The sequence below is a fragment of the Labrys monachus genome (assembly GCF_030814655.1).
Classification (GTDB): Bacteria; Pseudomonadota; Alphaproteobacteria; order Rhizobiales; family Labraceae; genus Labrys; species Labrys monacha.
The window spans coordinates 4048618-4070909 of the sequence record NZ_JAUSVK010000001.1 but is presented as its reverse complement, the minus strand read 5'-3'; the positions used below and the strand labels follow the sequence as shown (position 1 = coordinate 4070909).

The 22292-nt window shown below is 66.2% G+C and carries 21 protein-coding genes; 11 read left to right on the top strand and 10 right to left on the bottom strand.

Annotated features, from left to right (window positions below; genetic code table 11):
• Positions 1-266: 266 nt before the first annotated feature.
• Together J3R73_RS18580 and J3R73_RS18575 are read left to right on the top strand one after the other, a co-directional pair.
• On the top strand, positions 267-698 hold the full coding sequence (locus tag J3R73_RS18580) for a hypothetical protein (protein WP_307430067.1): 432 nt from the start codon (positions 267-269) through the stop codon (positions 696-698).
• 190 nt (positions 699-888) lie between these two features.
• Complete coding sequence (locus J3R73_RS18575) at positions 889-1311, top strand: cupin domain-containing protein (RefSeq protein ID WP_307430064.1); 423 nt, start codon at positions 889-891, stop codon at positions 1309-1311.
• Between the two features lie 423 nt (positions 1312-1734).
• Here the strand turns inward: J3R73_RS18575 and J3R73_RS18570 are convergent, their stop codons facing one another.
• The 3 genes from J3R73_RS18570 to J3R73_RS18560 form a co-directional block, all read right to left on the bottom strand.
• Positions 1735-1881: a hypothetical protein gene (locus tag J3R73_RS18570; RefSeq protein ID WP_307430060.1), complete on the bottom strand. Its 147-nt coding sequence runs from the start codon at positions 1879-1881 to the stop codon at positions 1735-1737.
• 483 nt (positions 1882-2364) lie between these two features.
• Positions 2365-3576, bottom strand: a complete 1212-nt coding sequence (locus J3R73_RS18565) for an FAD-dependent monooxygenase (RefSeq protein ID WP_307430057.1) — start codon at positions 3574-3576, stop codon at positions 2365-2367.
• A 7-nt stretch (positions 3577-3583) separates the two neighbouring features.
• Positions 3584-3829: a zinc-finger domain-containing protein gene (locus J3R73_RS18560; RefSeq protein ID WP_307430055.1), complete on the bottom strand. Its 246-nt coding sequence runs from the start codon at positions 3827-3829 to the stop codon at positions 3584-3586.
• Between the two features lie 81 nt (positions 3830-3910).
• Here J3R73_RS18560 and J3R73_RS18555 point away from each other — a divergent pair, with 81 nt between their 5' ends.
• The 4 genes from J3R73_RS18555 to J3R73_RS18540 all read left to right on the top strand — a co-directional run bounded on the left by J3R73_RS18555 (position 3911) and on the right by J3R73_RS18540 (position 6638).
• The gene (locus J3R73_RS18555) at positions 3911-4684 is read left to right on the top strand and encodes an alpha/beta fold hydrolase (RefSeq protein ID WP_307430052.1); all 774 of its coding nucleotides are present in this window, start codon (positions 3911-3913) and stop codon (positions 4682-4684) included.
• Between the two features lie 86 nt (positions 4685-4770).
• Complete coding sequence (gene cysE, locus J3R73_RS18550; protein ID WP_307430049.1) at positions 4771-5625, top strand: serine O-acetyltransferase; 855 nt, start codon at positions 4771-4773, stop codon at positions 5623-5625.
• A gap of 130 nt (positions 5626-5755) precedes the next feature.
• Positions 5756-5968 (top strand): DUF3126 family protein, encoded by a 213-nt coding sequence (locus tag J3R73_RS18545; RefSeq protein WP_307430047.1) that lies wholly within the window; start codon positions 5756-5758, stop codon positions 5966-5968.
• Positions 5969-6107: 139 nt separating this feature from the next.
• Positions 6108-6638 carry a gamma carbonic anhydrase family protein gene (locus J3R73_RS18540; protein ID WP_307430044.1) on the top strand — a complete coding sequence of 177 codons (531 nt, stop codon included), beginning with the start codon at positions 6108-6110 and terminating at the stop codon, positions 6636-6638.
• 35 nt (positions 6639-6673) lie between these two features.
• On the opposite strand, the gene J3R73_RS18535 is transcribed toward J3R73_RS18540, so the two are convergent.
• Positions 6674-7297 carry a transglutaminase-like cysteine peptidase gene (locus J3R73_RS18535; RefSeq protein ID WP_307430041.1) on the bottom strand — a complete coding sequence of 208 codons (624 nt, stop codon included), beginning with the start codon at positions 7295-7297 and terminating at the stop codon, positions 6674-6676.
• A 445-nt stretch (positions 7298-7742) separates the two neighbouring features.
• Complete coding sequence (gene panC, locus J3R73_RS18530) at positions 7743-8594, bottom strand: pantoate--beta-alanine ligase (RefSeq protein WP_307430037.1); 852 nt, start codon at positions 8592-8594, stop codon at positions 7743-7745.
• Positions 8595-8854: 260 nt separating this feature from the next.
• On the opposite strand from panC, the gene J3R73_RS18525 reads away from it, so the two are divergent.
• Positions 8855-9553 carry a DnaJ domain-containing protein gene (locus tag J3R73_RS18525; RefSeq protein ID WP_307430034.1) on the top strand — a complete coding sequence of 233 codons (699 nt, stop codon included), beginning with the start codon at positions 8855-8857 and terminating at the stop codon, positions 9551-9553.
• 485 nt (positions 9554-10038) lie between these two features.
• Here J3R73_RS18525 and J3R73_RS18520 read toward each other — a convergent pair whose 3' ends face one another.
• On the bottom strand, positions 10039-11700 hold the full coding sequence (locus tag J3R73_RS18520; protein ID WP_307430032.1) for an SPOR domain-containing protein: 1662 nt from the start codon (positions 11698-11700) through the stop codon (positions 10039-10041).
• A 476-nt stretch (positions 11701-12176) separates the two neighbouring features.
• The gene (locus J3R73_RS18515; protein WP_307430029.1) at positions 12177-13073 is read right to left on the bottom strand and encodes a sugar kinase; all 897 of its coding nucleotides are present in this window, start codon (positions 13071-13073) and stop codon (positions 12177-12179) included.
• Positions 13074-13319: 246 nt separating this feature from the next.
• On the opposite strand from J3R73_RS18515, the gene J3R73_RS18510 reads away from it, so the two are divergent.
• Together J3R73_RS18510 and cls are read left to right on the top strand one after the other, a co-directional pair.
• Entirely contained in the window at positions 13320-13601 is a 282-nt protein-coding gene (locus tag J3R73_RS18510; protein WP_307430025.1) for a YMGG-like glycine zipper-containing protein, read from the top strand.
• A gap of 290 nt (positions 13602-13891) precedes the next feature.
• Positions 13892-15328: a cardiolipin synthase gene (gene cls, locus J3R73_RS18505; RefSeq protein WP_307430023.1), complete on the top strand. Its 1437-nt coding sequence runs from the start codon at positions 13892-13894 to the stop codon at positions 15326-15328.
• On the opposite strand, the gene J3R73_RS18500 is transcribed toward cls, so the two are convergent.
• Together J3R73_RS18500 and J3R73_RS18495 are read right to left on the bottom strand one after the other, a co-directional pair.
• The gene (locus tag J3R73_RS18500) at positions 15312-16493 is read right to left on the bottom strand and encodes an MFS transporter (RefSeq protein WP_307430020.1); all 1182 of its coding nucleotides are present in this window, start codon (positions 16491-16493) and stop codon (positions 15312-15314) included. The two genes, cls and J3R73_RS18500, sit on opposite strands and share 17 nt — an antisense overlap.
• A complete protein-coding gene (locus J3R73_RS18495; RefSeq protein WP_307430018.1) occupies positions 16486-17271 on the bottom strand; it encodes a DeoR/GlpR family DNA-binding transcription regulator in 786 nt (261 codons plus the stop codon). The genes J3R73_RS18500 and J3R73_RS18495 overlap by 8 nt, the downstream gene beginning before the upstream one ends.
• Before the next feature lie 264 nt (positions 17272-17535).
• Here J3R73_RS18495 and J3R73_RS18490 point away from each other — a divergent pair, with 264 nt between their 5' ends.
• Both J3R73_RS18490 and J3R73_RS18485 read left to right on the top strand, forming a co-directional pair.
• Positions 17536-19305 (top strand): ABC transporter ATP-binding protein/permease, encoded by a 1770-nt coding sequence (locus tag J3R73_RS18490; RefSeq protein ID WP_370880099.1) that lies wholly within the window; start codon positions 17536-17538, stop codon positions 19303-19305.
• An 88-nt stretch (positions 19306-19393) separates the two neighbouring features.
• Positions 19394-20725 carry a glucoamylase family protein gene (locus J3R73_RS18485; protein ID WP_307430013.1) on the top strand — a complete coding sequence of 444 codons (1332 nt, stop codon included), beginning with the start codon at positions 19394-19396 and terminating at the stop codon, positions 20723-20725.
• Positions 20726-20885: 160 nt separating this feature from the next.
• On the opposite strand, the gene J3R73_RS18480 is transcribed toward J3R73_RS18485, so the two are convergent.
• Positions 20886-22013, bottom strand: coding sequence for a lactonase family protein (locus J3R73_RS18480; protein WP_307430010.1), 1128 nt, complete (start codon positions 22011-22013; stop codon positions 20886-20888).
• Between the last annotated feature and the right edge of the window lie 279 nt (positions 22014-22292).

Genomic DNA, 22292 nt, shown 5'->3' with positions numbered 1-22292 from the left:
GGACCTTCGACGCAAGACGGAACCCGCGGCGGAGAGCGGCGTTGAGCGATATGGGGCCGATTGCCTGCTATGCATGCGTGCCGCCGGGCATGCCGCCGCGCTTCTCGCGGCCGCTCCGGCTCTGTCAAAATTGACGGATTGTTCCAGACCCCCCTGCAGGCGATGATTATGCGGTCGATTTCGTAGTGTACGCCGATTGATCGCGTGCAGCGGAAAGAAGAGAGGGCAATCCCGTGGCGAATGACGGACCGGCTTGGAAACTTGGTGTGATCCTGGGCCAGATCACAACAATTGAGCGGGCGTATTTTTACTATTTCGGCAAACCCGAGCCCGCCCAGGTGGAAGCGGAAATCGCTGCCGACAGCATCCGCATGGGGCCGAAGAAGGCGCTGGCCGTGGCGCTGCAGGGCCATCGGACTCATTCGCGTTGGGCACAGGACGGCATCTACGACCCGGCCCTGGCCGCTCTGCGCAGCCGCCATGCCCGCACGCAGATCGAGAAGGCGAGGCGCTTCAACGCAGGCCTGGCCGAACTGATCGAAAACCTGGGTGAGGTCCCGGCCAAGCTGAAGATGGGCTTCGCCAATATCGAGACCAACGCGTTCTGCAACGATTTCTTCCTCGGCTTCATCCATGGCCAGGGAGAGGTTCCAGCCCCCGTGGAACGGCGTGCGCCGCAGCTTGAAGAAGCGGTCTGACTTTGCGGGTCCGCAGGCTCGCTGGCTTGGGCCTGTGATGGCCTGAGCCCAGCCGTTCCATGCCGGACCGCGGACAGGTGCGAAAGGCGCTCCGATCGCTTCTGCCGCCGGAGCGGCGTCATGCCAATGCGACGAAAAGGCGTTAACGTGGACGCGCCGATTGCAGAGACCTTCAAGGGGGAGGATCGCCGTGATACCCATCGTCGCTTCCGAAACGCTCGAGCGCGCCCATGTGCAGGGAGCGCAGGATAAATCCGTATGCTGGGCCGGCGCCTTCGCGACCTGCGGCGGGCGCGGCGCCACACAATCCTCGACGATCGTCTATGAAATCGAGCCGGGCGACCATCTCGGCTGGCATACCGATGCCACCGAGGAAACCCAATACATCATCGCCGGCACCGGCGAATTGCTGATGGACGACGGCAAGCATCCGGTCGGCCCCGGCAGCGTCTTCGCGCTGCCCGCCAATGTCCGCCACGACCTCGTCAATGTCGGCTCCGAGACCTTGCGCGCGGTCGCCTTCTTCGCCGCCGCGATGTTCACGCAGACCTTCGAAGAAGTCATGCTGCCGCCGAACACCCATGTTCTCGGCACGCCCAACCGAGAAGGCTGAGCGGCGGGCCTGCGGACGCCGTCACGAGGCGAGGCCGCAGCCCGGTCCGGCGGCGAGAGCCGCCGGCTTACGCCGGGCTGTCCGGCTCAGAACCAACGGCCGCGACCGTAGAAGCCGCCGCCGCCGAGGAGAAGGACGACAAGAACGATGATCAGGATTGTGCTCATGTGAATTCCCTTCGGGCTCCATGTTGCCGCCGTGAGCGGCAGGCATCCGAGGGGCCGCGGGAACAACAATTCCTGGCCGCAATAGTTCCCTCGGCGCTTCGAAGGGGCGGCCAAGCCCGGAACACCATCCCTCCGGCGCAGGGGTTTCGCCCGTTGCCGTAGGCTCCGAGGATCGGCGGGGGGAAGGATGGCGGAGGGAGTGGGGGCGGGAATGGACTCTATGAATCCTTGCCGCCGTGGGCACTTGACGGCTCGGCTAGTTGGACGGCCCTTGAATCTTCACGCCCTTGTCGCCGATGCTGATCTCGACCGAATTCTTATGCTGTTCGTGATAGATGTACGCGCCCGCCCCGGCGGCGACAATCACGATCACGATCAGGGCGATGGCGGCATTCTGGCTCATCAGGGACTCCGGTTACTTCGTGAGTTCTAATGGCCGGCAACGCACAGCCGCTGCCTTAAGTTCCGCTAAGGTGGCGCCTGCCCGTTGTACCTCCCCTTAATTTCGGGGCAGCGCTATCGCTCCGTCGAAAAAATCGCGAAGGTTGGTGCGGACGACGGGACTCGAACCCGTACTCTCAGAGAGAAGCAGATTTTCGTACCACTTCGGCTTTCGCCGCCGCCTTGCGGCGTTCGTGGTCTGGACTGTCCCTTCACCATGCCTTTCGGCCGCAGGTGCCGCCCGTCCAGTCTCTACACCTTCCCTCGACGAGGGATTGGCTCGGGATTGGCCAGGAGCGTGAGCCCCCCGGCGTTCCCCGACTTTGAGCGGTTCTACTCCGCGGATTTCCCCGCGGGCACTCCAATTCGATGGTCAAAGTCTGCTGCGTCTACCGATTTCGCCACGTCCGCGACCCGTCCCTGTTAAGGCCTCGCCGCCCTTTGCTCAAGCCCCTTGCGCGATCCGTTCGCCGGCGGTCGGCGTCCAGCCATAGATCCAGTCATAGCGCTCGACGAGCTTGCGGCCGCCCATCGCCGCCAGGCCGAGGTCGCGTGCGGCGGAGAAGGGCCAGGACCAGTGGTAGCGCTCGCCATTGCTGCGGGCTTCGGCCTGCAGCCGGGTCACCCGCGGCAGGCGTCGGGCCGAATAGAGCGCCAGCCGGGCCGGGATGTCGTCCTCGCCGGGCGCGGCGAGCGCCAGCGCCAGGACGGCCGCGTCCTCGATGGCGGCGGCGCCGCCCTGGGCCGCGAAGGGCAGCATCGGATGCGCCGCGTCGCCGAGAAGCGCGATGCGGCCCTCGGCCATCGCCGCATCGGCCGCCCGGTCGAACAAGGGCCAGGTCCGCCAGTCCGGACAGGCCGCGAGCAGGGCACGGATGCGAGGATCCCAGCCGGCGAAATGCGGCCGCAGCCGGCGCGTGTCCTGCGGCGTGGACCAGCCGGGCGCGCTGTCGCCGTCCTGCGTCACCGCAACGAGATTGAGCTGGCTGCCGCCCCGCACCGGATAATGCACCAGATGGGCGTGGGCGCCGAGCCAGAGCCCCGTCGCCCTGCCCTGGAGGAGGGGCGGGGCGTCCGTCATGGCGATGACCGTGCGCCAGGCGCGTCGGCCGGCAAAGCGCGGCGGCTCGATGCGCCCGAGACTGCGCCGGACGGAGGACCACAGCCCGTCGGCGCCGATCAGCGCGGTCATGCGCTCCCGCCGGCCCGAGGCGAAGCGCAGGCCGACGCCGCTGCCATCCTGTTCCGCGGCGTCGATCGCATCGCCGTAATGAAGGGTGATCCCCGCCTCGGCCTCGACGGCGCCGAGCAGGGCGGCCTGGAGGTCGGCGCGGTGGATGACCCCGTAGGGCGTGCCCCATCGATGGGCGAAGGCTTCCAGCGGCAGCCGTGCGACCAGGCGCCCGTTCGAGCCCCGCCGGACGAAAATGCTGTCGACGCTCACCATCGGCGCTTCCAGCGCCGGCCCGAGCCCGAGCCCGAACAGCACGTTCAGCGCGTTGGGCGTGAGCTGGATGCCGGCCCCGGCTGCTTCCAGCACGTCCGCGCGCTCGAAGACGGTGACCTCGAAACCGCGTCGTGCCAAGGCAAGGGCGGCCGTAAGGCCGCCGATGCCGGCGCCGGCGATGGCGACGGGTCCGGCCGGGGAATGCGACATGACGCGATCAGGCGGCGTCGGCGATCACTGCGCAGGCGGCCGGATCGGCAGCGCCTGCCGGCAGTTTCGGATCATATTTGTAAAGCGTGGAGCAATAGGAGCACACGGCCTCGTCGTCCGCGCCCATGTCGATGAAGATGTGCGGATGGTCGAAGGGCGAATTGGCGCCCATGCACATGAACTCCTTCGAGCCGACGTGAACGACAGCGACGCCGAGATCGTTGTGGAAGTGGGGAATGGAATGGTCAGCCATCATCAAAGTCCGCAATTGCCGTGCGGCGGACCATAGCGGCGGCGGCCGCGATGCGATAGGGGCTAGCCCGGTGTTTTTGGCATGAGGGACATCGCGACGATGCTGCATTTCGACCATGAAGGCCTCGAGATCGCCTATGTCGACGAAGGCGAGGGGGAGCCGATCCTGCTCATTCACGGCTTCGGCTCCAACCACCAGGTCAATTGGGTCGGCACCGGATGGGTCGATCTCCTGAAGCGGCAGGGGCGGCGGGTGATCGCCTTCGACAACCGCGGCCATGGGCAATCGTCCAAGCCCCACGTGCCGGACGCCTATCATCCCGCCCGCATGGCGGGCGACGCCGCGGCGCTGCTCGACCATCTGCGCATCGGCTCGGCGCCGGTGATGGGATATTCCATGGGCGCGCGCATCGCCGCCTTCATGGCCCTCGACCATCCCCACCGGGTCGATGCCCTGATCCTCGGCGGCCTCGGCATCCATCTGGTGCGGGGCGAGGGCCTGCCGCCGACGATCGCGCAGGCCATGGAGGCGCCGAGCCTGGCCGACGTCCACGACGCCATGGGCCGGATGTTCCGCGCCTTCGCCGATCAGACCGGCTCCGACCGCCGCGCGCTCGCCGCCTGCATCCGCGGTTCGCGCGTGCAGCTCAATCCGGCCGAGGCCGCGCGGATCGTGCAGCCCGTGCTGGTGGCGGTCGGCACCCGGGATCCGATCGCCGGCTCGGCGCGGGACCTCGCCGATCTCCTGCCCAATGCCAGCGTGCTCGATATCCCCGGCCGCGATCACAATCCGGCGGTGGGCGACAAGGTCTTCAAGCAAGGCGTTCTGGCATTCCTGGCGGAAGAGGCCGTCTAAAACAGCATTGGCATGCGACATCCGGCTGCGATAGAAAGAGGGACGGCCGATGGCCGCCGCGACAGCCGAAACCAGCGGACAAGCACATGAATCAGACAAAACGCCTGGTGGCCCATGGGCTCGACATGGTCGATCCGGTCTGGAGCCGGGTCCGGATGGAAGCGGAGGCCGTCACCCATGCGGAGCCGCAGCTGTCCAGCTTCATCTTCGCCAACATCCTGCAATTGAGCTCGCTCGAAGGCGCGGTCGTCCAGCGCGTGGCGTCCAGGCTCGACCATCCGGACATGCCGGCGACGCTGATCGCCCAGGCCTTCGGCAAGGCGCTCGAAGCCGATCCGTCGATCGCCAGCGCCTTCAGGGCGGATATCGCCGCCGTCATCGACCGGGATCCGGCCGCCACGCGCTATATCGAGCCGATCCTCTACTTCAAGGGCTTCCACGCGGTGCAGACCCATCGCCTGGCGCATTGGCTGTGGCGTGCCGGGCGGCGCGATTTCGCGCTCTATCTGCAGAGCCGCTCATCCGCCGTGTTCCAGTGCGACATCAATCCCAACGTGCCGATCGGCCGCGGCATCTTCCTCGATCACGCCACCGGGCTGGTGGTGGGCGAGACCGCGGTGATCGACGACGACGTCTCGATCCTGCAGGACGTCACCCTCGGCGGCACCGGCAAGGAGACGGGCGACCGCCATCCGAAGATTCGGCGGGGCGTGATGATCGGGGCGGGCGCGAAGATCCTCGGCAATATCGAGATCGGGCAATGCGCACGCGTCGCCGCCGGTTCCGTGGTGCTGAAGCCGGTACCGCGAAACACCACGGTGGCCGGCGTTCCCGCCCGCGTCGTCGGTGAAGCAGGCTGCGCCGAACCCTCCCGCAGCATGGACCAGATCCTGCACGGACCGATGCCGAACGACATCTTCTGGCACGATGTCGGCCTTTGAAGCCGCCGCCGCTATCCACCGATAACGGCGCGCGCCTCGTCGGCGCGACCTTGCACCGCCGGGCGCGCCATGGCAAAGGCCCCTCGTCGCCGGTCGACTACAGGGCCGGCTCACAGATTTGAGGACACCCGTGGACAAGAAAGACATGCAGCGCGTCGAAGCCTATCTCCGGCGCACCTTCGGCAACGCCACCATCCGTGTCGTCCCGCGCGCCCGCAAGACGGACAGCGCCGAGGTCTATATCGGCGAGGAGTCGATCGGCCTCATCTCCGAGGACAAGGAGGACGGCGAGACCTCGTATGATTTCCACATGGCCATCCTCGATATCGATCTCGATGGCTGACGTCGCGCGGGGGCTGGGCGACGGCTCCGGCCGGCCAGCGCCCATGCGCGGAAGGTCCTCGGCGTCGCGATGACGTTCGGGCATCGGACGACGACGGGGGCTTCCGGCATGCCCGGCAATCCAGGCGGGAGAACAGACCATGCCTCTCTATGCGCTCGACGACGCGGCCCCCGACGTGCCCGGGGATGGACGCTACTGGGTGGCACCGGACGCCCGGGTGATCGGCCGCGTCACTCTCGGCGAGGACGTCAATATCTGGTTTGCGGCGATCCTGCGCGGCGATAACGAGCCGATGCATATCGGGGCGCGCAGCAACATCCAGGACGGCGCGGTGCTGCATTCCGATACGGGTTTCCCGCTCACCGTCGGCGAGGACTGCACGGTGGGCCATTCGGTGATCCTGCATGGCTGCACCATCGGCGCGGGAAGCCTGATCGGCATGGGCGCGACGATCCTCAACGGGGCGCGCATCGGCAAGGGGTCTCTGGTCGGCGCCAACGCGCTCGTCACCGAGGGCAAAGTGTTTCCGGATCACTCGCTCATCGTCGGCTCACCCGCGCGAGTCGTCCGCACACTGGAGCCGGCCGACGCCGAACGGCTGCTGAGCGGCGCGGCCCATTATGTCGAAAACGCCAGGCGCTTCGCCAAGGGATTGAGGCAGGTCGGATAAGGCCCGGAGGAGGGCCACCGGTCTCTTTTCAGACGTCAGTCGCCCCTGGCCGAGACGATGGAGGTGGTCTGCGTATCGCCGAGCGACACCCATACATTCTGGTCGGTCTGCGACTGGCGCTTGACGTAGCGGTAGCCCGTGGCTCGCCAGGGCAGGATCTTCTGCTCCTGGTTGTCGAGGACGAATTCGCCGCGGTCGGTCTTGACCATCAACACGGCGTGGCCCTCGCCCTTCTTGTCGCGGACGACGGTGATCAGCAGCGCGGAGCGCGGCCACCCCGCATCGATCAGCAGCTTGCGCTTCAGCAGGACATAGTCCTCGCAATCGCCGTAGCCGTCCGTGGGATAGGCCCACCATTCGACCTTGCCGTAATTGTCGAGATCGGTCATCGGCTTGACGGCGTGATTGACCTGTTCGTTCAGTGCGACGAGATCCCGCCACGCCTGGCGCGAGAGAACGATGTCGCGCGCCTCCTGCGGTCCTGGGCGACAGTCGCCGGGGTTGTCGTTGCAGAACTGCAGGTAGCCGGAGGGCGAGGTGGTGACATCGCCCACCGGCGCATAGACGGAGATGGCGCTGGCGGCCTCCGCGGTCCTGACGACGATCGGCACGAAGAGGAGGGCGGCGCAGGCCAGGGCGACAAAGATCCGGACGAACATATCGTGATGCGACGGGCGATCCAGGGTCCGGCCAGGGTCCGGCCTGGGCGTCCGGCGGCTCAAACTGGATCCGATCTTGATCAAGAAGCGCATCGAAATGTCAGATCCGTTATGCCTTTGACCCGCGGGCTGCGGCAGTTGCACGTTCCTGAAGCCAATTTTGCATAAGGCCCGTACCCGCACAACGCTCCTGCCGCACAAAGAACAGGATTCGAACGGGGCGGTTGTGTCCGTAACATCTTGATAAAACGAAAATTAACGCCCCGTTAACCACATTTTTGCGTTTTTGCGCGGGGCGCGCAAGTTAAGGCGGCAACCAGGATTTTCGCCATTTTTTCGTCGCGCTTCGCTCTGTCGGGACGGTTAATGTGCGCGACAGCATGGCTTGCGCATCATGGCTGGACCCTCGCGTTGCGCCGCTGGGCGCAACGCCTCGCATGGGCGCTCAGGTCGCCGCGATGTTGTCGATCAGGCGGGTCTGCCCGATCTTGGCGGCGACCAGCAGGCGGACGGGGCCGGCGGCGGGATCGGCGATCGGGGCGAGGCTCGCGGCGTGCCGCGCCTCCAGGTAGTCGAGAGCGAAGCCTGCCTGTTCGATGGCCGCCCGGCCCTCGGCGAGGGCGGCCTCGATCCCGGCTCCGCCGGCGATGTCGTCGGCGGCCTTCCGGAGCGTGCGGTGGAGAAGGGGCGCGAGCGCCCGGTGCTCGGGAGAGAGAAAACGGTTGCGCGACGACATGGCAAGGCCGTCCTCCTCGCGCTGCGTCGCCACGGCGGCGATCTCGACGGGCAGATCGAGGTCGCGCGCCATCTGCGCCACCACCATCAATTGCTGGTAATCCTTCTCCCCGAACATCGCGACATCGGCGCCGCTCTGCATGAACAGCTTGGCGACGACGGTGGCCACCCCTGCGAAATGCGTGGGGCGGAAGCGATCCTCGAGGCCGGCCGCGGCCGGGCCGCCGACCGATATCGTGGTTGCGAACCCCTGCGGATACATCTCGCCGACCGTCGGAGCGAACAGGATGTCGGCCCTCGCCGCGGACAGGCGGGCGAGGTCGGCTTCCTCTGTGCGCGGATATTTAGCGAGGTCTTCGGCGGGGGAGAACTGCGCGGGATTGACGAAGATGGTGGCGATCACCCTCGCCGCGCGCTTTCTCGCCTCGCGCACGAGAGCGATATGGCCGTCATGCAGGGCGCCCATGGTCGGCACGAGGCCGATCCTGTCGCCCTCGTCGCGAAACTTTCGCACGGCATGCCGCAGGTCGGAGACGGTTCGGGTAATGATGATGTCGGCCATCGCTGGTTCTGCACGGGATTGACGGGTCGGTGGACGGGGAGGAGCGGCACGCTGCCGACGCCGCTATACCGGCAATTCCGGGAGTCGGGCCAGCATGACGTTTCGTCCGGCGGGCGATATGCTGATATCGATACCCGCCTTGCCGCAGGTGCCCGGGAAGGCGGTATTTCCACACCGCTCTCTTGACCATGGCTTCCGCAAGGGGCAAGTGCGGCGGTGGCGGACCGATTCTCGGTCCGCTCCATGCGGGATCGGATGCCTTGAGTCAGCTTATTCTGGGATGCGTGGTTCTGCTCTGCCTCTGGCAGTTGCTCAAGCCCGGCAGCCTGTCGAAGTCGCCGGCCCTGGACCGCCTGTTGCGCCGGGGAGGCAGTTTCCTTGCCTTCGCGCTGGCCATCTTCATGCTCACGCGTGGCGAGATCGGACTTGCCGTCCCGCTGTTCATCCTTGCCGCGGGGCTGCGCGGCTGGCTGCCGCGGATGTCGAAGACGGCCTTCCCTCGGCCGCACCTGCGCGGCAACTATGTCCGGACCGCCACCATGACGGTCATGCTCGATCCGACGCGCCGGCCGGTCGACGGGCAGGTCACCGCGGGGCGTTTCGCCGGAAGAAAGCTGTCCACCATGCAGCCTGCCGAGCTTCTGGCCCTCCGGCAGGAGATCGCGGCCGATTTCTTCGGGCGCTCAATCCTTGAAGCTTATCTCGACCGCCGGCTTTCCGGATGGCGTGAACACTTCCAGGATGATTCGGCAGCGGGGCGGCGGGGCGGCGCTTCGTCCGACTCGATGTCCAAGCAGGAAGCTTACGAGATCCTTGGGGTGCAGCCGGGGTCGAGTGCCGACGACATTCGTCGGGCCCATCGTACGCTCATGAAGAAAATTCATCCCGACAAGGGGGGGACGACGCAGATGGCTGCGCGTGTCAACCAAGCCAGGGATATTCTTCTTGAAAGTCATTGACGCTAACTCCACACATGACGAGCAAGACTGTACATCAAGGTTCGCAGACCATAGTTACACAACGATTAATGGTCTGCCGGCTCGCTGAGCTCTGAAGGAGAGCTCGAAGCACCACGCAGGGACCCCGCTCGTCGGACAGGACGGAGCTTCGCTCCGAAAAGAATCCGGTACCGCTGATTCTTCAAGTAGAAAACCCGCTATTGCTGCGGCGACGGCAGCTTTTCGAGTGGAAACGGTGCACCCGCTCTCCGCCATCGGACCAGGTTGGCTCGCGTAAACGTGAACCACCCCGGCCATATGTCCGGCGGAGCCTTGCGATGTCGGGCAATCAAGGCAACCCCGTGAGGCATACTTTGAGCCAGAGGCCTTATACCGCCATTGTAGTGCGGCAGCCCGAGCGGTATCCAAGTATGTATCAAACTTTCGGGACGCTTTCACTTGCTGGCCTCGATGCGATGCCGGATCGCCCGTTCGGGCGCCGGAGGTCAGAGCTTGACGGCGACGCAGGTGAATGACGCGGCCTTGAGGCTGTTGCAGGCGGCCGTCGCACGGCGCCGATCGTCGAAGCCGCCGAAACGGGCGCGCCACAGCTTCGAGCCGTTGCGGTCCACCATCTCGGTGAAGGGGCTGGCGGAAGCCAATGCCGTGCTGCCGGCCGCCTTGGCGCTGGCCAGCAGCTGCCTCGCCGCGCCTTCGCTGTCGGTGGCGCCGATCTGGATGATCCAGCCGCTGCGCTGCGGAGGCGCAAGGGCGATCTTCTGCGAGGCGGACTGGGGAGCGCTCCGGCCGTCCTCGTCGGCCCTGTAGGTCGCGGTGCGGACCATCTGCACCCCGCCGGTGGTCTCCGGCGCGGCGTCGACATTGCCCTCCGCCTGGATCGGCGGGGTCGCCGGGGCGGTCATGACGGGAGCCGGACCCTGCACCCAGCGCATGACGGGCCCGCTCTGGACGGTGGAGGCGATGGCCGGCTTCGCGGGGGTGAATTGCGCGGGAGCCTCGGGCGCCGGCTCGGGTGGGATATCGGCAGGAGGCCGGACCGCGACGAGCGCCACCGGCGCAGCGACGCGGGGCTTGGGTGCTTCGGCGATCACCGCCGGGCGCACCGTGGGCAGGCTGCGCGGCGCCATGGCGACCGACGAGCCGGTATCGTCGTCGGCCTGGGCGACGGCCGGCGCCGAGCGGTCGACGGCATTGCCGGCATAGGCACGGGACATGTAGGTGTCGATCAGATGGCGCATCACCACGTCTCGGGACGGAGCGCTGTGCCCGCCCATCACCACGGCGACGAGCTGGCGATTGTCGCGCTTGACCGAGGTCAGCAGGTTGAAGCCGCTGGCGCGCGTATATCCCGTCTTGATGCCGTCGACGCCGACGACGCTGCCGAGAAGATGGTTGTGGCTGCCGATGACGTGGCCGCGGAAGGCGAAGCTGCGCGTCGAGAAGTAGCGGTAATATTTCGGGAAACGCTTCTGGATCGCCATGCCGAGAATGGCGAGGTCATGCGCGGTCGAGATCTGGGCGGCGTCGGGAAGGCCGGAAGCGTTGACGTAGCGCGTCCGGGTCATGCCGAGGGCCCGGGCCTTGCGCGTCATGATCGCGCTGAAATTCTCTTCGGTGCCGCCCAGCGCCTCGGCGATGACGACGGCGGCGTCGTTGGCCGACCGGGTCACGACGCCCTTGATGGCGTCTTCGACGGTGATCGTCTCGCCAGGGCGCAGGCCGAGCTTGGTCGGCGACTGGGCTGCCGCATGGGCGGAGACGGGCAGCGGCGTCGAGAGCGAGATGCGCCCCGCCTGCAATTGCTCGAACAGGAGGTAGAGCGTCATCACCTTGGTGATCGAAGCCGGATGGCGCAGGCCGTCCGGCGATGCCTCGTAGAGCGTCCGCCCGGTCTTGACGTCGACGACGATGGCCGAATAGAGCGGATTGTTGACCATGTCGCTGGCGAAGGCCACCGGCCGGCCGGAGCGCATGCGGTGGCTCCGTACGTGCTTGGGCGATTTGCTCGCCGAACTGACGTGATGGACACGGCGTTTGGCGTCTGCGGTTTCCGGGTGGAGCGCCATGGTGGCGCTGAAGGCTATGATGCCGGCTGCAACCATGGTGGTGGTCCGGGCCAGTCCGCCCCCGATCCATCGCGATAGCATGCAAAGTCCCCAATACTCACCGGCGTGAAGGCGCCGTCCGCTACAATTCCACTTGCCGCACCCGCCGCTCGCCGGGCAACTGCCGTGCCCTGACGGGCGAGGCGGCCGCTCGGCGCCGCTGCAGCAACGACACAGTCAATGAAGCTAAGCCGACGCGGTTACGGATCGGTTAAGTGCCTGGAGACGACGGCATTTTAGCGGCAGGGGCAGGCGAAAATCTGCATCCGGAGCACGGGAGGCCACGGCGGAGGGCACCGCCGTGGCGGGCCTGTCCCGTTACCGCCCTGCCGCGCGGGGCGGCCCGGACGAGGCTGCGCGAGCATCCGACAAGCGTCATTTCCAGGTCCTGCTCGCGAGCGCAAATGTGGTGCCGGCTAGCGCTTTCTACCGTCGGATCGAATCGCCAGGAATCGCAAAATTCCATTGATACCAATGTGTTAAATTGGTGAACCGCACCTGCTCGAACGCATTTTGCTTTAGGCGGAAATGGGCTGGAACCGCGTCTCGATCGCCTCGACATCGGCCCGCGTCGGCAATTTGGCCTCGTTGCCGAGAAACTGGATGGCGTGGGTGGAGGCGGCGCGTGCAAAGCGGAAATGATCCTCCCACCGCGACAGCGGACGGGTGAGATAGGAATACATGTAGGCGCCGTGGAAGATGTCGCCGGCGCCGTTGGTGTCGACCACTGCCGCCTTGGGCACCGCGAGGGCAGGCAGGCGCTGGACCTTGCCGGTTTCGTCGTACCAGAGCATGCCGCGTTCGCCGGCGGTGACGCCGCCGATCTTGCAACCCTTGCTCTTGAGGTAGTCCAGCATCTGCTCCTCCGAGAGGTGCATCTGCTCGCACAGCCGCTCGGCGACCACGGCGACGTCGACATAGCCGAGCAGTTCATCGGTGTTCGAGCGCAGGCCGCCGCCGTCCAGCGAGACGAGGCGGCCGAGCTGCCGGAAGGCCTTGGCATAGTAGAGGGCGGCGTCGGCGAGATGGCCGTCGAGATGCAGGGCGCGGCAGCTGCCGAGATTGAGGTGCGGGTAGGGATGGAGATACTCGTCGTCGCGGGCGCGCACGATGGCGCGCTGCCCGTCCTTGGGCATGATGAAGGACAGCGAGGAACGCCTGACTTTCCGGGGATGCACCGAAATGCCGTATTTGGCCGCCATATCCATGAACATCCGGCCGAGCCAGTCGTTCGAATTCGTGGTGATGAGATCCGGAATGACGCCGAGCTTGGCGCAGCAGAACGCCGCCGTGGTTGCATTGCCGCCGAAGGCGACCGCATAATCCTTGGCCACCGACTTCGCATCGCCGCGTGGCATGTCATCCGCGATGAACGTCACGTCGATATAGGCATGGCCGATGAAGAGCGCTTCCATGGCTTGTCGCTCCGAGGAAAATCACGATCTTCCTCGCTTAAACGTCATGCCCGCCCTACGCAAGCGGCCTTTCGCAAGTGCGAAAGGATACAACGCCGCTGGTTACCTTAAGTTCCGCGCCTCTACTGGAAAAATCACGTTGTTGACAAACATGTGGCGCAATTAACCCAACACGTGATGTAAGGCTAGCGATTTAGCGTGGCTCGTATATGATGTCGGAGTGTTAGCATTCATGGAGGAAGTCTCTTGAAGAAGCTCTTGATCGTTGCAGCCACCGGGCTCTTGCTCGCAGGTTGTTCCGAATATTCCCGCTCCGACCGCGCTTTGGGCGGTGGACTTATTGGCGCGGGTGCCGGTGCGGCTGTCGGCGGCATAGCGACTCACTCTGCCGGCGGCGCTCTCGTGGGTGGCGTGCTCGGCGGCGCTGCGGGAGCCATCATCGGCTCCGAGACGACGCCGCGCGCCTGCACCCGTCGTTACTACGACTATTACGGCCGTGCGCATTATCGTCGCGTGCAGTGCCCGTAAGGGGAGCGGCCTCATAGGTCAGAGAGCTCACGCAGTTCGCTGCGTGAGCTTTTTATTGAAGCGAGCGCCGTCCCGCCCGACGGCGGAGCGGCGGGGGCACGGCCGCGAAGGCCGGGGCGAGTCGGCTGCATGCCGATTCGGGGGATGGGCCTGCATGTGAGATGGTCTTGCGTGCAGCGGACGACCTGAATCCACTTAATCTTCGGAAGGGTTTGACGGTATCGATTCTGCTCGGAGAAGCATGATCGATCGCGGTGGTGCTGCGCAAGACTGCTTTTGGTGGGGCCGGAATGATGCTGCTTGATCTCAGCGCCCTGGCATGGGCCTATTATTGTTCGGAGTGGGCGGTCCGCCTCGTCATGGTGGTCGTCATACCGTTCCGGCGCACCTCGGATGCGGCCCGAAGCTGGCTCCTGCTGGTGATGTTCCTGCCGTGGCCGGCCCTGGTGCTCTATCTTCTCATCGGCCGCGCGACCTATCCGAGGTGGCGGCGCCGGCGATTCGCCCAGCTTCCCCGCATCCTGCAGATCTCGGCCGACAGGATTTTGCACCTCACCGACGTGGCGCGCGAACGCCCGCCGCGCCGGTTCGCGCGGGCGGCGGTCCTGATCGAGAAAATCGGCCGGCTGCCGGTCGTCGACGGGGCCAGCGCGGAACTGCTGGCCGACTATGTGCTGATCATCGACCGGCTGATCGGCGATATCGACGCGGCCACGCGGCATGTGCACCTGCTGTTCTACATCTTCGCCGACGACGAGACCGGGGGCAGGGTGATGGAAGCCTTGGGCCGTGCGCGCCGGCGCGGCGTGGCCTGCCGCGTGCTCATCGATGCGGTGGGATCGCGGCCATGGGCCGGCAGGGTGCTGGCGCGGCTGAAGGACTACGACGTGGAGGCCTACCGCATCCTTCCGATCACCCTGTTCCGCCGCAAATCGGCCCGGGCCGATCTGCGCAACCATCGCAAGATCGCGGTGATCGACGGGGTGGTGGCTTATGCCGGTTCCCAGAACATCATCTCTCCCGAGACGATTCCCAACGTCAACAATCAGGAATTAATGCTGCGGCTTGAAGGGCCGGTCGTGCTGGAATTGCAGGCGGTCTTCATCGCCGATTGGTTTCTCGAGACGGAAGAGGCTCTGCCCGTCGACAGCGTGATGGCGCCGACGGCCGCCGCCGGAACGGTTGCGACCCAGGTCCTTCCGAGCGGCCCGGATTATCGCGTCGGCGGCATCGAGAGCCTGCTGGTCACCGTCATCCATTCGGCGCTGCAGCAGGTCGTGCTGGTCACGCCCTATTTCGTACCGAGCGAGGCCGTCCTCAAGGCGATGCAGATCGCGGTGCTGCGCGGGGTCCAGGTGCATCTGGTCGTGCCGAAGATCGCCGACCACCACCTCGTCCGCTTCGCCCAGCAATCCTATTACGACGAACTGCTGGCGGTGGGGGCGAGCATTCATCTCTTCCGCGACGCCTTCCTGCACGCCAAGAACGTGTCGATCGACACTGATGTCGCCCTGATCGGCTCCAGCAACATGGACATGCGATCCTTCGTGCTCAATTCGGAGGTGACGGTCGTGATCTACGACCGTACCGTGACCCTGCAGCTCAGGGCGATGCAGGAAGGCTACATGGCCAGCAGCGACCTCCTCATCCTCGACGAATGGCGCCGGCGCCCGCTGACGACCAAGGTTGCGGAAAATCTGGCCCGTCTGGTCAGCCCGCTGTTGTGACCGGTTGCCGTCCCCCCAAAGCGGGCGAGCAGGCGGTGGCCAGCACCGCAATCAGTGCGGCGGCGATCGCGACGATGACATAGATGCTGGTGAGCGATGTCGCATGGGCCACGAAGCCGAGCAGCGGCGGCGCCGCGAGCAGGCCGGCATAGCCCAGGGTCGAGACGACGGCGATCTGCGCTTCGGGGCGAGGCATGGCACCGGCGGCGCTGAACAGCACGGGGACGACATTGGAAAGACCGAGGCCCGTGAGGGCGTAGCCGGCGATGGCGAGCACGACATTGCCCGAAAGCGGCCCGGCGAGCACGCCGACGAAGGCGAGAAGGCAGCCGATGCGCAGGAGCGTCACCCCGCGGAGGCGGCGGCGGACGAAGTCCCCGCCGAAGCGTCCGGCGGCCATGGCGCCGGCGAAGGCCGCATAGCCGAAATTGGCGTGTTCCGTCGCCGCGCCGAGACTGTCCCGCAGATAGATCGCCGCCCAGTCGAGCACCGCACCCTCGGCGGCGAAGCACAGCGCGGCCATGATGCCCACGAGGATCGCGAGCGGGCCGGGACGCAGGGCCGCCAGCTGCCCCCCCGCCGTCGCCGGTATCTGCCGGCCGGGCGGCAGCTCGGCCTGGCCCCATACGAAGATTGCGGCCAGGACGGCGGCCATCACCAGCCCCTGCAGCGCCCCGCCGACGACGCCGAGCAGCACGGTGGCGAGCGTCGCCCCGGTGAGGCCGCCGATGCTCCACATGCCGTGGAAGGATGACATGTAGGGCTTGCCGGCCTGCTTCTCCACATCGGAAGCGGCCGCGTTCATCGCCACGTCCATGCTGCCCCCGCTTGCGCCGAAGAAGAACAGGATGACGGCGAGCGACCAGATGTCCGGTGCGATGCAGGTCAGGGGCAGCATGATGCAGAAGAGCACGGCGCTCACGCGGATCAGCGCGGCGGTGCCGATGCGCTGCAGGATCCAGCCGCTGCCGGCCATCGCGACCACCGCCCCGGCGCCGAGCAGCAGCAGGGCGCTGCCGAGCACCTCGGGATCGAGGCCGAGACGGAGCTTGGCGAGCGGGATCTGCGTCGCCCACACGCCGAAGATCGCGCCGTTGACGAAGAACATGGCGGCCGTCGGGTACCAGGCGCGCCAGCCGGTCGCAGGGCAAACGGGATCAGACAAGATGTATCTCCACATCGGCGGAATCGTAGCGCTGCCGCGCTGCGTCCGGAATGCTCGCCTGCGTGACCATATGATCGAGGCAGTCATAGGGAGCGACGGCGAAGGCGGCGCTGGTGTCGAGCTTGTCTGCCGTCACGAGGGCGACGATGCTGGCCGAAGCGGCCACCATGGCGCGCTTGAGGCAGGCGTCGTCATGGTCCATGGCGGTGATGCCTGCGGCGATGTCGACGGCACAGGCCCCCAGGAAACACATGTCCGGCCGTATTCTCCCGATCTGTTCGAGGGCGCCGGCGCCGGTAGCGCTGCGCGACTGGACATCGAGCCTGCCGCCGACCAGTACGATGTCGGCGATGCCGCGGTCGAGGGCCGCGACAGCGATATCGGGCGAGGGAGTCACCACGGTCAGGCTCCGGCCGGCGGGAAGCTGGCGGGCCAGCATCAGATTGGTGGTGCTCTGGTCGAGGAGCAGCACCATCCCGTCGCGCAGCAGGGAAAGGGCGTGGGAGGCGAGGCGGGCCTTTTCGGCCTGCTGCATGCCGAGGCGGGTCTCGAAGCGATGGGACAGCTGCGACTTGCGCAGGGCGCCGCCATGGACGCGTTCCACCAGGCCGGCTTCCGCAAGTTCGCGCAGGTCGCGCCGGATCGTATCTTCGGAGACGCCGAACTCCACCGCGGCCTGCGCCGAGGACACCCGGCCGTCCCGGTTCACCCGTTCGAGGAGATGGCGCTGGCGTTCGGCTGGGATGAGGGCCTCATCGGCCGGCAGGAGATCGATCATGAGAGGCTCAGGATGTGCATGATCGTGCGTCTATGCGGCATCATGGGCGTCATATCAAGCAGTAATACGCATAATAATGCACCTTCGTGTAAGTGCAACGCCATCGGCCGGTCCATGGGCCGGCGCGGCGCCTGCGCAGGGTGACTCTCGCCGACGACGGGCTATAGTCTGCGGGGAGACTGATTCATGGTTGCAACATCGGGGCGACAACCTGTGGACGAACCCCAGAAGGAGCAGGACAGTCCCGGACAGTCCGAGGAGTCGATGGGTGGGCTGATGCTCCAGCTCACCATGATGGCCAAGGCCTTCATCCGCTCCCCGCGCCGCAACCAGCTTCTGCTCCTGCTGTTCGGCGTGTTCGTGGTGATCGTGGCCACCGCCTATTTCCAGATCCTCCTCAATGCCTGGAACCAGCCGTTCTACGATGCCCTCGCGCGCAAGGACCTGCCCGAATTCCTGCAGCAGCTGCTCGTCTTCATTGGTATCGCCGGTGCCTTGCTGATCCTCAACGTGACGCAGACCTGGCTCAACATGATGGTGAAGCTGAAGCTGCGCCAGGGGCTCGTCGAGGACCTGATCGGCCAGTGGATGCAGCCCAAGCGCGCCTTCCGCCTCGCCAATTCGAGCCGGATCGGCGTCAATCCCGACCAGCGCCTGCACGAGGACACCCGCCATCTCACCGAATTGTCGACGGATCTCGGCATCGGCCTTCTGCAGGCTTCGATCCTGCTGATCAGCTTCATTACCGTGCTCTGGAGCATCTCGAGCGGCTTCGCCTTCGATATCGGCGGCTATCACCTCGTCGTTCCCGGCTATATGGTGTGGGCAGCGATCTTCTATGCCACGACGGCCTCGCTGATCTCCTGGCACGTCGGCGGGCCGCTGATCGGCCTCAACGCGGACCGCTACGCCCGCGAAGCCGAGTTCCGCTTTTCGCTGGTGCGGGTGAGCGAACATGTCGACGCCATCGCGCTCAACAGCGGCGAGGCGGACGAGGAGCGCCAGCTCAATCTCGACCTCGCCGCCGTTCTCAAGGCGATGCGGCGGCTGGTGACGGCGGCGACCAAGCTCGCCTGGGTGACGTCGGGATATGGCTGGTTCACCATCCTCGCGCCGATCCTGGTGGCGGCGCCGATCTACTTCGCCGGGAGCCTTTCGTTTGGCGGCCTCATGGTGGCGGTCGGCGCCTTCAACCAGGTGCAGCAGGCGCTGCGCTGGTTCGTCGACAATTTCAATTCCATCGCTGATTGGCGTGCGACGCTGCTGCGCGTCGCCAATTTCCGCGCCGCCGTGACGCAGATCGATACGTTCGATCCCGGCAGCAGCCGGATCGAATTTGCGACCTCGCAACCCGGCGAGATGACATTCGAGAATCTGGCGATCGATTCGCCGGCGGGCCGTAGCAGGCTCCGGGAGGACCACGTCACCGTGAAGGCCGGCGAGCGTGTCATCGTCGTCAGCGAGGCCGGCGTCAACAAGACGCTGCTCTTCCGCACCATTGCCGGCCTGTGGCCGTTCGGCGAGGGCCGCGTCGGCATGCCGAAGGGAGAAAACGTCACCTTCATGCCGCGCCGGCCCTATCTGCCGCAGGGCACGCTCCGCCAGGTGCTGGCCTATCCGCGGCCCGTCGGGCAGTTCGGGGACGAGGATTTTCGTACGGCCCTGTCGGCGATGCGGCTCGACCACCTGATCCCCGGGCTCGACCGCAATCTGAGGTGGGACAAGGATCTCGGCGACGAGGAGCAGCAGGGGCTGGCCTTCGCGCGCCTCGCCCTCCAGAAGCCGGCCTGGCTGGTGATCGACGAGGCGCTGGAGGGCCTGGACGACGACCTGCGGGAACGTGCCGTCGGCATTCTCGAGAAATATCTCGGCCAGGCCGGCATCGTCCATATCGGCCGGGCCGGCCTGCAGGCCGGCTTCTTCCCGCATGCCCTGCATCTGGTGAGCGAGGGCGAGCCGGCATCGGCGACCGCCGGCGAGCAGAAGCATGGCGGCGACCATCGCTCCTTCTGGTCGTTCGGAAAAGACATCTGAATCCAGCACGCCGGCGACGAATTGAAAGGGGGTCGTCGGCCGGCGCTGCTGCCGGTCACGCCCCGGGAAAGAACGGAGGACGCGGGACATGACCAAGGTCAAGGTCGCGAAGAAGAACGCCAGGAAGGAAGGGCGGCCGGTGGCCGTCGATGCCGATAGGCTGCCGCCTGCGCAATTGGCGGAGCTGCCGGATGACGACCTGCTGGAGGCGGTGCAGCGCCGCACCCTCCGGTTCTTCTGGGAAGGCGCCGAGCCGGCGAGCGGCATGGCGCGGGACCGCACCATGCGCGCCGCCGATCCCGACAATGACCTCGTCGCCATCGGCGGGACAGGATTCGGCGTGATGGCGATGCTCGTCGGCATCGAGCGCGGGTGGATCACCCATGCCGAAGGGCTGGCGCGGCTCGAGCGCATCATCGACGTCATCGAGCCGGCGACCTGCTTCCACGGGGCCTATCCCCATTTCATGCATGGGCGCACCGGCGCCGTATGGCCGTTCAGCCGCAAGGACGACGGCGGCGACCTCGTCGAGACCGCCTTCCTGTTCCAGGGCCTGCTCTGCGTGCGCGAATATTTCGACGGCGACGGGGCGGCGGAGCGGCGCCTGCGCCAGCGCATCACCGGCCTGTGGGGCGAGGTGGAGTGGGACTGGTACACGCGAGGGCGCAAGGTGCTCACTTGGCATTGGAGCCCGAACAACGGCTTCGCCCTCGACCACGACATCCACGGCTGGAACGAATGCCTGATCGCCTATGTGCTGGCGGCTTCCTCGCCCCGCTATCCGGTCGGGCCCGAGGCCTATCATCGCGGTTTTGCGGCCAGCCGCGACTATGGCCCGCCGCGGCGCTATCACGACATCGAGCTGCCGATCGGCCCGGATCGCGGCGGACCGCTGTTCTGGGCGCATTATTCATTCGTCGGCCTCGATCCGCGCGGCCTGAAGGACCGCTATGCCGATTATTGGCAGCAGAACACCGCCCATACCCTCATCAACTACCGGCATTGCGTGCTCAACCCCAACGGCCATGCGGGCTACGGGCCCGATTGCTGGGGCCTGACCGCCAGCGACGATCCTGCCGGATATGATGCGCATGCGCCCGACCACGACAACGGAGTCATCACGCCGACGGCCGCCCTGGCGAGCTTTCCCTATGCGCCGGAACAGGCGATGGCGGCCCTGCGGCATTTCCTGCGCAAGCATGGCGACAGGGCCTGGGGGCGCTTCGGCTTCGTCGACGCCTTCTGCGAGGACAGGGACTGGTTCGCCGACACCTTCCTGGCGATCGACCAGGGGCCGATCATCGTGATGATCGAGAACCACCGGACGGGCCTTCTGTGGAAGCTGTTCATGCGCATACCCGAGATCCAGGCCGGCCTGCGCAAGCTCGGCTTCTCGAGCCCCCATCTCGCGCCGGCGTGACAGGGGATCCAGGTCTCGGGGGCTCTGACGGGACGTCCCCCGCCGGGCATGCGCCGGCCTGAGCGAGGTTCACAGGCGAGAACGCCCGTGAGCCTCCGCAAGACCCTTGAAAGGACGCAGCAATTTTCGGGCCCATCCGTTGATGGGACCGAAAATTCTGCTAGGCGGGCTTCTCGATCTCGGTCCGATAGAAGGCGATCGAGGTCGGCGTGCCCGTCTCGACCTCGATACCGGTGGGCGTCAGGTCGCCGGTTTCGCGATCGACGGCGAACACCGTCACCCGGTCGCTGTTCTGATTGGCGACGACGAGGAAGTTGCCCGAAGGATCGATGGCGAAATTGCGCGGGATCTCGCCGCCCGAGGGCACCGTCTTCGTCAGTTCGAGGCCGCCATCGCCGTCCAGGGCGAAGATCGCGATGCTGTCATGACCGCGATTGGCGACATAGAGGAAGGCTCCGTCGGCGGAAATGCGGATCTCCGAGCAATGATTGACCGTCGCCGCCCCCTCCGGCATCGTCGAGGCCGTGGCAATCGTGGTGAACTTGGCCTGGTCCGGCTCGTAGCTGAAGGACGTCACCGTCGAGTCCAGCTCGTTGGCGACATAGACGAAGCGGCCGCGCGGATGGAAGACGAAGTGGCGCGGGCCGGCTCCCGGCGCGAGCGAGGCGGCGCCGGAGCGTGAAATCGCGCCCGTCTGGCTGTTGAAGCGGTAGGCGACCAGCAGGTCGAGGCCGAGATCCGCCACCACGACGTAGCGGTTGTCCGGCGTCGCCAGCACCGAATGGGGATGCGAGCGCTCCTGGCGGTCCGGCACCGGGCCCGTGCCGGAGTGGACGGCGTCGCTCACGGAACTCATCAGGCCGCCATCGGGGCGGACCGGCAGAATGGCAACCGCCTTGTTGGGCAGTTCGCCTTCGGGGGCGAGGCTGTAATTGGCGACGAGGAGGAAATTGCCGCTGCGGTCGAGGCTGTTATAGGCAGTGATGCTGCCGAGCGAGGGCTGCTTGTTGATATAGCTCAGCTTTCCCGTCGCCGGATCGATCGCGTAAGCCGAAACCGTGCCTTCATTCCAGCCGAAGACCTCGCTGTTGGCATGCAGGGCGCGATGCCGGGTGTCGACACCCAGATAGGTCGGATTGTCGATGCCGTCGGTGATGCCGATCGGCCCGATCGCCCCGCTCGCCTCGTCGAAGGTGAAGGCCGCGATCCCCTTGCCGTTATGCGTGGGATAATAGGGCGTCGGGCGCGTGCAGCAACCCACATAGAGATAAGTACGTTGTGCCGGCATAACTTCCTCAAACTGTGGTGCGGATGGGCGACTTATGTCCGTGTAGCGAAACAGGTGCCGTGATAACAACCCCAGGGCCCGCTTGATCCACCGTCGGCCTCTGCCGAGAGGCCGCTGGGCGATCTGCGGATTTCGACCGGCACGACCAGCGCCGCAGCCGCACCGGGACGGGGATCTCCGTCCGTCGGCCGGCCATCCACGGCGAAGGTCCGCACCGGCAGACCCGCACCATAGGCCGGGAGGAAGAATCTAAAAAGCGAAATGCCGACGCAATTCCGC

Coding starts and splice junctions, on each gene's coding strand:
- J3R73_RS18570 (WP_307430060.1), bottom strand. CDS start 1,881: ATGAGCCAGAATGCCGCCATCGCCCTGATCGTGATCGTGATTGTCGCC.
- J3R73_RS18565 (WP_307430057.1), bottom strand. CDS start 3,576: ATGTCGCATTCCCCGGCCGGACCCGTCGCCATCGCCGGCGCCGGCATC.
- J3R73_RS18560 (WP_307430055.1), bottom strand. CDS start 3,829: ATGGCTGACCATTCCATTCCCCACTTCCACAACGATCTCGGCGTCGCT.
- J3R73_RS18555 (WP_307430052.1), top strand. CDS start 3,911: ATGAGGGACATCGCGACGATGCTGCATTTCGACCATGAAGGCCTCGAG.
- cysE (WP_307430049.1), top strand. CDS start 4,771: ATGAATCAGACAAAACGCCTGGTGGCCCATGGGCTCGACATGGTCGAT.
- J3R73_RS18540 (WP_307430044.1), top strand. CDS start 6,108: ATGCCTCTCTATGCGCTCGACGACGCGGCCCCCGACGTGCCCGGGGAT.
- J3R73_RS18535 (WP_307430041.1), bottom strand. CDS start 7,297: ATGTTCGTCCGGATCTTTGTCGCCCTGGCCTGCGCCGCCCTCCTCTTC.
- panC (WP_307430037.1), bottom strand. CDS start 8,594: ATGGCCGACATCATCATTACCCGAACCGTCTCCGACCTGCGGCATGCC.
- J3R73_RS18520 (WP_307430032.1), bottom strand. CDS start 11,700: ATGCTATCGCGATGGATCGGGGGCGGACTGGCCCGGACCACCACCATG.
- J3R73_RS18515 (WP_307430029.1), bottom strand. CDS start 13,073: ATGGAAGCGCTCTTCATCGGCCATGCCTATATCGACGTGACGTTCATC.
- cls (WP_307430023.1), top strand. CDS start 13,892: ATGATGCTGCTTGATCTCAGCGCCCTGGCATGGGCCTATTATTGTTCG.
- J3R73_RS18495 (WP_307430018.1), bottom strand. CDS start 17,271: ATGATCGATCTCCTGCCGGCCGATGAGGCCCTCATCCCAGCCGAACGC.
- J3R73_RS18490 (WP_370880099.1), top strand. CDS start 17,536: ATGGGTGGGCTGATGCTCCAGCTCACCATGATGGCCAAGGCCTTCATC.
- J3R73_RS18485 (WP_307430013.1), top strand. CDS start 19,394: ATGACCAAGGTCAAGGTCGCGAAGAAGAACGCCAGGAAGGAAGGGCGG.
- J3R73_RS18480 (WP_307430010.1), bottom strand. CDS start 22,013: ATGCCGGCACAACGTACTTATCTCTATGTGGGTTGCTGCACGCGCCCG.